This window comes from Micromonospora sp. NPDC005172 (assembly GCF_040608555.1).
Lineage (GTDB): Bacteria > Actinomycetota > Actinomycetes > Mycobacteriales > Micromonosporaceae > Micromonospora.
In genome coordinates this window covers 1-11,259 of record NZ_JBEXIL010000016.1, presented here as the reverse complement: position 1 = coordinate 11,259, position 11,259 = coordinate 1, and the positions used below count along the sequence as shown (strand labels likewise).

General features: G+C 71.3%; 8 protein-coding genes. 3 read left to right on the top strand and 5 right to left on the bottom strand.

What is annotated here, in order from left to right; all coding sequences use genetic code 11:
* Complete coding sequence (gene glgX / locus ABZV06_RS13580; protein ID WP_355233239.1) at positions 1-2,118, bottom strand: glycogen debranching protein GlgX; 2,118 nt, start codon at positions 2,116-2,118, stop codon at positions 1-3.
* Positions 2,119-2,430: 312 nt separating this feature from the next.
* Between glgX and ABZV06_RS13575 the strand changes: the two genes are divergently transcribed.
* A complete protein-coding gene (locus tag ABZV06_RS13575) occupies positions 2,431-3,888 on the top strand; it encodes a glycosyltransferase family 4 protein (protein WP_355621272.1) in 1,458 nt (485 codons plus the stop codon).
* A gap of 347 nt (positions 3,889-4,235) precedes the next feature.
* Positions 4,236-4,880 carry a maleylpyruvate isomerase N-terminal domain-containing protein gene (locus tag ABZV06_RS13570; protein ID WP_355621269.1) on the top strand — a complete coding sequence of 215 codons (645 nt, stop codon included), beginning with the start codon at positions 4,236-4,238 and terminating at the stop codon, positions 4,878-4,880.
* A gap of 94 nt (positions 4,881-4,974) precedes the next feature.
* Here the strand turns inward: ABZV06_RS13570 and ABZV06_RS13565 are convergent, their stop codons facing one another.
* From ABZV06_RS13565 to ABZV06_RS13550, 4 genes are all read right to left on the bottom strand, one after another.
* Positions 4,975-6,258 carry a citrate synthase gene (locus ABZV06_RS13565; protein WP_355233236.1) on the bottom strand — a complete coding sequence of 428 codons (1,284 nt, stop codon included), beginning with the start codon at positions 6,256-6,258 and terminating at the stop codon, positions 4,975-4,977.
* A 198-nt stretch (positions 6,259-6,456) separates the two neighbouring features.
* On the bottom strand, positions 6,457-8,487 hold the full coding sequence (locus ABZV06_RS13560) for a sulfatase-like hydrolase/transferase (protein WP_355621267.1): 2,031 nt from the start codon (positions 8,485-8,487) through the stop codon (positions 6,457-6,459).
* On the bottom strand, positions 8,480-9,904 hold the full coding sequence (locus tag ABZV06_RS13555; RefSeq protein ID WP_355621264.1) for a class I SAM-dependent methyltransferase: 1,425 nt from the start codon (positions 9,902-9,904) through the stop codon (positions 8,480-8,482). The genes ABZV06_RS13560 and ABZV06_RS13555 overlap by 8 nt, the downstream gene beginning before the upstream one ends.
* 14 nt (positions 9,905-9,918) lie before the next feature.
* Complete coding sequence (locus ABZV06_RS13550; protein WP_355233233.1) at positions 9,919-10,068, bottom strand: hypothetical protein; 150 nt, start codon at positions 10,066-10,068, stop codon at positions 9,919-9,921.
* 190 nt (positions 10,069-10,258) lie between these two features.
* Between ABZV06_RS13550 and ABZV06_RS13545 the strand changes: the two genes are divergently transcribed.
* Positions 10,259-11,107 (top strand): arginase family protein, encoded by an 849-nt coding sequence (locus ABZV06_RS13545; protein WP_355621494.1) that lies wholly within the window; start codon positions 10,259-10,261, stop codon positions 11,105-11,107.
* The last annotated feature ends 152 nt before the right edge of the window (positions 11,108-11,259 follow it).

The following is an 11,259-nucleotide window of genomic DNA, read 5'->3' as shown; positions in this document are numbered from 1 at the left end:
TCAGATCATCCTCTCCAACACGACGAGGGAGCGGTCCGGTACCCGGATGGTGCCGCCCGCGCTGATCACCGTGGCGTCGTCCGGCTCGGGGTCGGCCGTGCTGATCACCCGTTCCCACTTCTGCCCGTACTCGCTGCCGGGCATCGTGAAGTCCAGCGGCGCGTCGTGGGCGTTGAAGCAGAGCAGGAACGAGGCGTCGTGGTGCTTCTGGCCGTACTGGCCCCGCTCGCGGATGCCCTCGCCGTTGACGAACAGCGCCACCGACCGGCCGAAGTCGTTGCCCCAGTCGTCGCCGGTCATCTCCCGCCCGTCCGGGGTGTGCCAGGCCAGGTCCGGCAGGGGCGCGTCCACGTCCCGCCCACCGACGGGCAGGCCGGTGAAGAACCGGCGACGGCGGAACACCTGGTGGCGCTTGCGGAAGTCGGTGAGCGTGCGCACGAACTCCAACAACTGCTCGTCGGCGTTGTCCCAGTCGACCCAGGCCAGCTCGCTGTCCTGGCAGTACACGTTGTTGTTGCCGTGCTGGGTGCGGCCCAACTCGTCGCCGTGCCCGATCATCGGCACACCCTGCGAGAGCAGGATCGTGGCCAGGAAGTTGCGCCGCTGCTTAGCCCGCAGGGCGAGCACCGCCTCGTCGTCGGTGTCGCCCTCCACGCCGCAGTTCCACGACCGGTTGTGGCTCTCGCCGTCCCGGTTGTCCTCGCCGTTGGCCTCGTTGTGCTTGTCGTTGTACGACACCAGGTCGGTGAGCGTGAACCCGTCGTGCACGGTCACGAAGTTGATGCTGTGGAACGGGCGGCGGCCGTCGTCCTGGTAGAGGTCGGCCGAGCCGGAGATGCGCGACGCGAACTCGGCCAGGGTGGCCGGCTCACCACGCCAGAAGTCCCGCACGGTGTCCCGGTACTTGCCGTTCCACTCCGTCCACAGCGGCGGGAAGTTGCCCACCTGGTAGCCGCCCGGGCCGACGTCCCACGGCTCGGCGATCAGCTTCACCTGGCTGACCACCGGGTCCTGCTGCACCACCTCGAAGAACGTGGAGAGCCGGTCCACCTCGTAGAACTCGCGGGCCAGGGTGGCCGCCAGGTCGAACCGGAAGCCGTCGACGTGCATCTCGGTCACCCAGTACCGCAACGAATCCATGATCAGTTGCAGGGAGTGCGGGCTGCGCACGTTCAGGCTGTTGCCGGTGCCCGTGTAGTCGACGAAGTAGCGCCGGTCCTCCTCGCTGAGCCGGTAGTAGCTCGGCGCGTCCACACCCTTGAAGCTCAACGTCGGCCCGAGGTGGTTGCCCTCGGCGGTGTGGTTGTAGACCACGTCGAGGATGACCTCGATGCCCGCCGCGTGCAGCGCCTTGACCATGCCCCGGAACTCCTGCACCTGCTGCCCGAGGTGACCGAGCGCCGAGTAACCGTGGTGCGGGGCGAAGAAGCCGATCGTGTTGTAACCCCAGTAGTTGCGCAGGCCCAGATCGACGAGCCGGTGGTCGTGCACGAACTCGTGCACCGGCATCAGCTCGATCGCCGTCACCCCGAGCCGGGTCAGGTGCTCGATCATCGGCGGGGAGGCGATCCCCGCGTACGTGCCGCGCAGCTCCTCCGGGATGTCCGGGTGCCGCATCGTCAGCCCGCGTACGTGCGCCTCGTAGATCACCGAGTGGTGGTACGGGGTGCGCGGCGGCTTGTCGTTGCCCCAGTCGAAGTACGGGTTCACCACCACCGACTTCGGCATGAACGGCGCCGAGTCGGTCTCGTTCATCCGCTCCGGGTCACCCAGCTCGTAGTCGTACACCGCCGGGTCCCACGTCACGTCACCGTCGACGGCCTTGGCGTACGGGTCGAGCAGCAGCTTGTTCGGGTTGCAGCGCAACCCGTTCGCCGGGTCGTACGGCCCGTACACCCGGTAGCCGTAGCGCTGCCCCGGCTCGATGCCGGGCAGGTACGCGTGCCAGACGTACGCGTCGACCTCCCGCAGCTCGACGCGGCGCTCGGCACCGGTGTCCCACTCGTCGAACAGGCACAGCTCGATCCGCTCGGCCACCTCGGAGAAGATGGCGAAGTTGGTGCCCATCCCGTCGTAGGTGGCGCCCAGTGGATACCGCTCGCCCGGCCAGACCTGCATGTCGCTCCCTCAAGCCATGGTGATGTGCGCACCGGCCGCAGCCGCCCGCGCGCAAGCCGGTAGTGCCCCCGCCCCGGGCGCGCCAATCCATCCTTTCAGGCGGTGACCGGAATCCACCCGTCTGATGAGCGCTACACCCTCAGGTGTCTTCCGTCACCATGGCCGTTTTGGAGATGCGAACCCGCGCCGAATGGCCTTTGCTTGTCGGGGACACGCGCCAGCGCGTCCCGCTCGGCCCTCGGCCACCCCCTTACCCCCCTCTCCGCCGCCACTGACGCCGGCGCGCCTCACCATGCCTGGACGGAGATAGATGTGACGACCCTGCGGGTCGATGAGCAGCTCGCTGCTACCAAGGACCGAACCCACCGGCCCACCCTCACCTCTCGACACCCGCTGCCCGCGTCCTCCGGCTCCGCCGCTGTCGTTCCGACGCAGCCCGGTGCGGTCGTGCCGACGCAGCCCGGTCCCGGTGTGCCGCCGCAGACCCGTCGCATCCTCATGCTGTCGTGGGAGTACCCGCCGGTGCTCGTCGGTGGCCTCGGCCGCCACGTCCACGCCCTGTCCGTCGCCCTGGCCGCCGCCGGGCACGAGGTCACCGTCGTCACCCGCCACGCCGAGGGCGCGCCCCTGGAGGAGTACGCCGACGGCGTCCGCATCCTGCGCGCTCCTGAGGACCCGGTGACGTTCCCCCTGGCCACCGGCTCGCTGCTGGCCTGGACCATGGCGTTCAACCACACCCTCACCCGCACCGCCCTGCGCGCCACCCAGGCCGGCGCGTACGACGTCATCCACGCCCACGACTGGCTCGTCGCGCACACCGCGATGACGTTGCGCGACCACCTGGACATCCCCCTTGTCAGCACCATCCACGCCACCGAGGCCGGTCGGCACCAGGGCTGGCTGCCCGAGGAGATGAACCGCACCATCCACGGCGTCGAGCAGTGGCTCAGCAGCGAGTCCAACCGGGTCATCGTCTGCTCCGGCTACATGCGTGACGAGGTCAACGCCCTGTTCGGCGTACCGGCCGGACGCGTCGACGTGGTCGCCAACGGCGTCGAGTCGTACCGCTGGAAGGTGCCGGCGCGGGACGTCGCCGCAGCGCGTGCCCGGTTCGCCGGGGACGGCCCGCTGGTGACCTTCGCCGGTCGGCTGGTGTACGAGAAGGGCGTCCAGCATCTCATCGCCGCCCTGCCCCGCCTGCGGGAGCGCCACCCTGGGCTGCGCGCGGTGATCGCCGGCGACGGCCCGTACCGTGCCGAACTGGAGGCCGAGGTGCACCGCCACGGCCTCGGTGACATGGTGACCATGCCGGGCTTCCTGGGCGGCAACGACCTGCCGGCGCTGATGGCGGCGTCCGACTGCTTCGCCGTGCCGAGCATCTACGAGCCGTTCGGCATGGTCGCCCTCGAAGGTGCCGCCGCCGGAGCGCCCCTGGCCGTCGCCGCCACCGGTGGCCTCGCCGAGATCGTCGAGCCGGGCGCGACCGGGATGACGTTCCGCCCCCACGACCCGGACAGCCTCGCCGACGCCGTCGACGCGCTGCTATCCGACCGTGAACGTGCCCGCGCCATGGCCCGCCGCGCCCGCCGGACGGTCCACGACCAGTACGGCTGGTCCGCCATCGCCCAGCGCACCGCCGCCAGCTACGGCGCCGCCATCGCCAACGACGCCACCTTCACGGCGGAGCGTGCCGAACAGCGCATGTCCCAGGGCCGGGCCCTCCCCGCACTGCCCGAAGGCAACCTGCTGGCTGCCGCCGGCCTCCGCTAAGAGGCCTCCGCTCGCCCTGATCCACCCGCGTCTGCCTGCTCGACTCGCGTTCCGTGAAGTCGGGGTGTCCACACCACCTGGACACCCCGACTTCCCGTAGGCCGAGTCGGTCACCGCACGCCCCTCGATGCCGCACGCCGGACGACGCCGCCCCTCGCCCTCCCCCTCGCCCTCCCCCTCGCCCTCCTCGCATCCTTTGCTCTGCTTCACCCAAGGAAACAGACCGTGTCCGATTATCGGACGTCAGCCGTTTCCTGGACTGAAGCAGAGCAAAGGACGACGTGCACACCCTTGGTCCCCCGCCGGCGGTCACCCCGGAGCGCGGCGCACCCTGCCAGAATGTGCGGATGTCTCGACCTGTCGACGCCCTCGATTCCGCCTTCCCGGTCGCCGCCACGATCGCACTGGACCTGATCCGGCACCCCGAGGTGTCCGCGCAGTGGTCGCAACCGAGCGCCCTGCCGCACCTGTCCGTGGGGGCGCTGGCGTGCCATCTCGGGCGGCAGGCCGTACGGGCGGCGGAGCTGCTGCCGACGACCACCGACCTGCCCACGCTCGAATCGGCCGACAGCCACTACGAGCGGGCCGCCTGGGTCACCGAGGGCACTCCCGACGAGGACGCCGTCGCCGAGGGCCCGGACGAGGCCGACGCGTTGCGCGGCCCGGCGGACCTGCACGTCCGCTCTGGAGAGGCGCTGGCACAGGTCAGCGACCTGCTGTCCCGGGGAGGTGCCCTCGACGTGGTGCCGATCCCGTGGCAGGGCTGGTCCCTGCGCCGCGCCGACTTCCTGCTCACGCGCCAGTTGGAGATCGTCGTGCACTCCGACGACCTCGCGGTCAGCGTCGGAGTGCCCACACCCGTCTTTCCGGCGGAGGTCTTCGACCCCGTACGCGACCTGCTGGTGCGGCTGGCCGTCCGCCGGCACGGTCAGTCCGCGCTGATCGGCGCGCTGAGCCGCAGCGAGCGAGCCCGCGACATTTCCGCCTTCTGAACCCTTGGTCGAGGTTTCGGCCCGGACGGCGCAGGCCGCCGACCCGGATCGGGTCGACGGCCTGCGGTCGTGCGGAGAAGCGGAGAAGCGGAGGTCAGCGCTCGTTGGACGGGACGTAGTCCCGCTCGGGGGCACCGACGTAGACCTGCCGCGGACGGCCGATCTTGGTCTCCGGGTCGCTGATCATCTCGCGCCACTGGGCGATCCAGCCGGGGAGCCGGCCCAGCGCGAACAGCACCGTGAACATCTTCGTGGGGAAGCCCATGGCCTTGTAGATCAGGCCGGTGTAGAAGTCCACGTTCGGGTAGAGCCGCCGGGAGACGAAGAAGTCGTCGGCGAGCGCGATCTCCTCCAGCTCCATGGCGATGTCCAGCAGCGGGTCCGGCTTGGCCATCCGGCCCAGCACGTCCTGCGCGGCCTTCTTGACGATCGCCGCCCGCGGGTCGTAGTTCTTGTAGACCCGGTGGCCGAAGCCCATCAGCTTGACGCCGTCCTGCTTGTCCTTGACCTTGCGGACGAAGGACCGGACGTCGCCGTCACCGGCGTGGATCTGCTGGAGCATCTCCAGCACCGCCTGGTTGGCCCCGCCGTGCAGGGGCCCGAACAGCGCGTTCACGCCCGCCGAGACGGAGGCGAACAGGTTGGCGTTGCTGGAGCCGACCAGGCGGACGGTCGACGTGGAGCAGTTCTGCTCGTGGTCGGCGTGCAGGACGAAGAGCATGTCCAGCACCTTCGACATGACCGGGTCGACCTCGTACGGCTCCGCCGGCACACCGAACGTCATACGCAGCAGGTTGTCGACGTACCCGAGGGAGTTGTCCGGGTACAGCAGCGGCTGGCCGATGGACTTTTTGTACGCGTACGAGGCGATGGTGGGGACCTTCGCCATGAGCCGGACCGTGGAGATCTCCACGTGCTCGGAGTCGAACGGGTCCAGGCTGTCCTGGTAGAAGGTCGACAGGGCGCTCACCGCCGACGACAGCACCGCCATCGGGTGGGCGTCCCGGGGGAAGCCGTCGAAGAAGCGACGCATTTCCTCGTGCAGCAGCGAGTGCCGCCGGATCCACTCGGTGAACTCGGTCAGCTGCTGCTCGGTGGGCAGCTCGCCGTAGATGAGCAGGTACGAGACCTCCAGGAAGGAGGACTTCTCGGCCAGCTGCTCGATCGGGTACCCCCGGTAACGCAGGATGCCCGCGTCGCCGTCGATGTAGGTGATCGCGGATGAGGCAGCCGCGGTGTTGACGAAACCGGGGTCGTACGTCGTCATCCCGGTTTCCTTCAACAGCTTGCTCACCCCGATACCAGCGGGGCCCTCGACCGCGGAATGCACCGGCATCGACAGCTGCCCGCCGGGGTGGTCGAGCTTGACTTCCGTCATGTGGTTCCTCGCTTCGCCGGCAGATCTACGTTGAATTGCCTTCGCTTCTACCGTAATTGCGGTCCGGGGGACACCGCCCGCCGTGGTTCGGCGGTGAGGTATGCGTCACCCGATTCCCGACCAGGAGGCCGGGAAACCCCGAATCCCGGCAGTCGGGAGCCCTCGACGGCCGGCCGGAACCAGCGCGACACCGCCAGCTCAGGACAGCGTCAGGCGGCGCAGCGTCGTACCGGCCGTGACCTGGTAGACGTCGAGCTGGTTGGTGCCGGCGTGGAACAACCGGTCGTCGGTGAGCAGCGCGGCGAAGCGGCGGCCGCCCGGGTCCGTCGGCACCACCGGGACCACCGCGCCGATCCGCCCGTTGACCGCGACGGCCAGCAGCGTGCCGTCCGGTATCGCGTCCGGCACGTCACCCCAGACGAGCGCCGGGAGGGTGCCGGTGTCCGGATCGGTGGCCCGGAACGCGGCCAGGTCGGCGACCGTGGCGCTGCCCCCGGTCGGGCCGGCGCGTACCTCGGTGCCGACCAGGGCGTGCGGTGTGGGCAGCGGCGGTGGTGTGGGCACCCCGCCGGCGAAGGTGACCGCCTCCCCGGGGGTGTCGTAGAAGTGTTTCGTGGCGTCGGCGCGCGGGGTCTGTCGGGCGGAGCGGCCGTCCACCCGCCAGGGCAGTCGGATGCCGGCCTCGTCGGCGACGGTGGGCAGCAGGTCGACGTGTTCCCAGTTGCGGTCGTCGACCCGGCCGGTCTGCTGCCGTGGTTCCTTGACGAACATCGGCACCCAGGCGACCTCGCCGGCAGCGGCCTTGATGGCGTCCATCCCCCGGCCCTGCGCGCCCGGCCGGAAGCTCACCCCGTGGTCGGCGGTGACGACGACGAGGGCCTGGTCGTAGAGGCCGCTGGCCCGCAGCGTGCGCAGCGTCTCGCCGATCAGCCGGTCGGTGTAGCCGAGCTGGGCGAGGTGGCGTTGGCGGGCCAGCTCGACCCAGCCCGCGCCGTCGTTGGGCAGGTCCTCGGGGGCGTCGTAGCGCGCGCCCGAGGGCAGGTACGCCCACGGGGAGTGCGGCATCAGCAGGTGCAGGAAGTGCAGGGCGGGTCGGGGCTGCGGCTTCAGCCCGCCGAGGAAGCTGGTGAACCGGGCGGGTTGGTTGTCGTCGAGGCTGTCCCAGCGGAACTTCGGGTCGGCCGGCACCGGCTCGGCGGCGTCCAGACCGGCCTCGACCCGCGTCTGTTCCCGGTAGGAGTCCTCCGGGTCGACGGTGCTCTCGGTCGGCCCGGCGACCCTGCCGAGCAGCTGGCCGGTCTCCTTCACCAGCACGCCGAGGCCCTGGTCGGGGGCGACTGGCTGCTCGCAGCGGCTGGGTGGGCAGAGCCGGGTGATGCTCTCCTGGGCCTGGACGTCGTACAGGCCGCCGAAGGCGGTGAAGAGGTTGTCCGGGTACTGCGAGTAGTGCGGCGCGACCGCCCGCGCCGGGTAGCGGCCGGTGAGCATCGCCGGCAGCGCGTAGGGCGTCCAGCCGCTGACCCCGGTGGCGTTGCGGTACCAGGTCGATCCTGCGGCCAGCTCGGCGAAGTGCGGGAACCGTGCCGCGTCGATCCGGCCGTCGTCGCCGAGCAGACTGACCAGCGGCAGCTCGTCGAGGATCAGCATGACCACCGGTGGGTGCACGGCCGCGCCCTGCGCGGTGCCGACCGCGCCGCCGTCACCGCGCGGCAGCACGACCGCCGAGGTGGGCGAGACGAACAGGAACAGCGCCACGAACGCTACCGGCCCGGCGGCGGCCAGTCGCAGCGCGCGGCCCGGGGCGCGCCACCGCCGGTGCGCCGCCGCGCCGGCCACACCGACCAGACCGGCAAGAACCAGCAGGGGTACGCCCCGAACCGGCATCGTGTGCCGGCCCACCTGCACGGCGAGGGCGGCGAGCAGCAGGCCGACGAGCGCGGTGTGGGTGAACGCGCGGGCGGTCCGGCCGGCGAGTCGACTGAGCAGGCCGAGCGCCGCCACGGGCACGGTGGGTACGAGCGCCACCAGGGCGACCAGCAGCAGGATCTGGCCGGTGTCGGCGCGGTGGAAGAGGAAGAAGTCGGGGCTGCGCCCGAGCACGTCCAGCAGCGGCTGGGTGACGACCAGTCCGACGAGCGCGACGATCTCCAGCAGTCGACCCAGCTCGCCCCTCCAACCCCGGTCCCACCGCCCGCGTTCGGGTAGGGACTCGACGGGCGGGTCAGCCACCCATCACCGTCCGGTAGAGCGTGCGAGTGCCCGAGGGCAGTTCCAGCCGGTCGGTGATCCGGCCCCGGGCGGTGAGGAGCCGTTCGAAGGTGTCGCGCCGGTAGTCCGGGAAGAGACCCCGAGGCTTGTTGGCCAGCAGCCGGGCGGCCATCGGGTCGTCCGGGTGGACGAACTCGACCACCACGGCCCCGCCGGGCGCGGTCAGCCCGGCCAGCCAGTCGACGACCTCCGGCAGCGGCACGTTGCGGCCGATGGCCAGGTGGTGCGCCAGGGCCAGGGCGAGGACGACGTCCGCCGACGCCCGTTGCGCGAAGCCGGCGCGCTCGACGCCGCGCCAGCCGCCGCCGGGGGACGGGTCGGCCAGGTCGACCACCAGCGGCAGGATGCGGTGCTGCCCCTCGGAGCGCAGCGCCCGGTACAGCTCGTCGACGACGGCCGGGTCCTGCTCGACGGCGACCACGTAGTCGGCGTGCCCGGCGGCCAGTCGGGCGTACCGGCCGTCGTTGGCGCCCAGGTCGAGCACCAGGCGTGGTCGTCCGGCGGCGGCCACCGCGGCGACCACGAACTGCTCCTTGGCGATTCGGTCGCGTGCCGAGTAGCCGCAGGTGCGCTGGTAGTCCGACCAGTGGCTGCCGGCGGGGCGGTGCTCCAACCGGCGGACCAGCTTCTCGATGCCGCGTACCGTGGCCACCTGCAACTGGCGCGAGTAGCCGGCGGCCCGGAGTTGGGCCTTGACGTCGTTGGTGCTGGCGGCGGCGTTGCGCTGCTGCATCGCGGCGTGCAGGTGCACGTGGGTCAGGACGCCGGGGCGTAGCCGGCGGGTGCCGCCGAAGAGGGGGCGCAACTGCTCGGCCTCGATGCCGTCGACCTGGGCGCGCAGCCAGGGCTGGAAGTCCACGCCCAGGTGCGCGGTGAGCAGCAGCGGATAGAGCACGGTCTGGCAGAACTGCCGGTAGCCGGCCCACGCTTCGCCGTCACGCACCGGCTCGAAGGAGCCGATGTCGATGAAGACCGGCTTCGCGCCCCTGAACTGGAGGTTGTAGGCGGAGCCGTCCTTGGTGGTGAAGCCGTCGGCGAGAGCGGTCCGCAGGATCTCCAGGTGCAGCAGCGCGGCGTCGCGCAGCATGCCGAAGGACCACTCGTACGGGTGGGAGACGAACGGGATGCGCTCGTGGCGCAGGACCGCCGCCCACCCGGAGCCGGCGGGTGCCAGCGTCGGCGGGGCGTCCTCGGTGGCGCAGACCTTTCCCGCCGAGACGAGGGCGGGGAAGAACGGGCTGGCCGCGAGGGTGCGCCAGTGCTCGGCGGCCTGGGCGTCGAGCCCGCGCAACACCTCGTCGCCGACGTGGAAGACCCGGTTGGCGGGGTCGCGGAAGGAGGCGGGCTCGGGGCGTACCCCGGTGGGTGAGGTCGTCATGGTCGCTGCGACCGCTACCGCTGGTCGCTGGGTTGCCGGCGGAACCGGTCGACCAGCCGCCGCCAGTAGAGCTTGGCGGCGACGGCGGCGCCGGCCACCCCGCCGACGACGGCCTGCACGATGAGGCTGCCCGATCCCGCGTCCAGGTAGGCCAGATGGATCACCGACCGCTCCTTCCCCTCGCCCGTCTCGACACCGGCGTCCCAGGAATACAGCGGTGAGGCATTTGACCCAGAAAGCCGGACTTGTCCATCACCGTACGCTGCTCGTCCGCGCCGTCGCGGCCACATGCGAGGACTCCCAGCCCGGCCACAGGAAGCGGTCCTCGTCGGTAGGCTGCGAAGCGTGCGTTGGATGATCGTGGACGCGCCACTGGACTCCTCCGGCAGCGGCCGTGGCGAGGAGCGGGCACCGTCGGCCCTGCGCCGGGCCGGCCTGCGCGACGCCCTGGGCAGCGACGACGACGGGCCGATCGCCGAGGCCCGGTTGCGGGACCCGCACCGGGAACCCGCCAGCGGGGTGATCGGCGCCGACGACCTGGTCCGGGCCGGCGCCGCCATCAGCGCGCGGGTCGGCGCGCTGATCGCGGACGGTCACCGACCGCTGGTGCTCGGGGGCGACTGCGCGATCCTCCCCGGTATCTGCCGAGCCCTGCCCCGCACGACGGAGCTGTGGTTCGTCGACGCGCACCCCGACTTCCTCGACGGGGCGACCTCGCCGACCGGCGAGGCCGCCGACATGGACCTCTCGGTGGTCACCGGGCACGGGCCCACCGCCGCCATCGGGGTCGACGGCGCGCTGCTCGACCCCGCTCGGGTGCACCTGCTCGGCCACCGTCCGGGCACCGACGAGAGCAGTCGGGTCGAGGCGTCCCGGATCGATCCCGCGATCCACCAGGTGCCCGCACCCGACCTGCTGCGTCTCGGTGCCGGCGCAGTCGGAGCGAGTCTGGCTGCCGACGGCGACGGGCCGGCCTGGCTGCACCTCGACCTGGACGTGGTGGACCCGCGGGACCTGCCCGTGGTGACGTACCCGGAGCCGGACGGGCTGCGCTGGCCCGACCTCGTCGCTCTGGTCACCCCGCTGGCCCGCGCCGACCGGCTGCTCGGGATGAGCGTGACCGACCTGAACGCCGACGAGGACCCCGACGGGCGGCACACCCAACGCGTCGTCGAGGTCCTCGCGCAGATGCTGGACGGCTGAACCGCCACCGCTCTCAGCCCCGCCCATGGACAGCCTTTGCCGAAGCAGCAGGGCTAACCTCGGTCTTTCGTTTGGCCGTCAGTCCATTGTTATTGTTCGATGAATGCGATTCGCGTGGTTGTCACTGTTTTGTAGGCATGCTGACGGCCCGG

Excerpts from the sequence above, each read along its gene's own strand:
- glgX (WP_355233239.1), bottom strand. The coding sequence starts at position 2,118 with ATGCAGGTCTGGCCGGGCGAGCGGTATCCACTGGGCGCCACCTACGAC.
- ABZV06_RS13570 (WP_355621269.1), top strand. The coding sequence starts at position 4,236 with ATGTCTCGACCTGTCGACGCCCTCGATTCCGCCTTCCCGGTCGCCGCC.
- ABZV06_RS13565 (WP_355233236.1), bottom strand. The coding sequence starts at position 6,258 with ATGACGGAAGTCAAGCTCGACCACCCCGGCGGGCAGCTGTCGATGCCG.
- ABZV06_RS13555 (WP_355621264.1), bottom strand. The coding sequence starts at position 9,904 with ATGACGACCTCACCCACCGGGGTACGCCCCGAGCCCGCCTCCTTCCGC.
- ABZV06_RS13545 (WP_355621494.1), top strand. The coding sequence starts at position 10,259 with ATGATCGTGGACGCGCCACTGGACTCCTCCGGCAGCGGCCGTGGCGAG.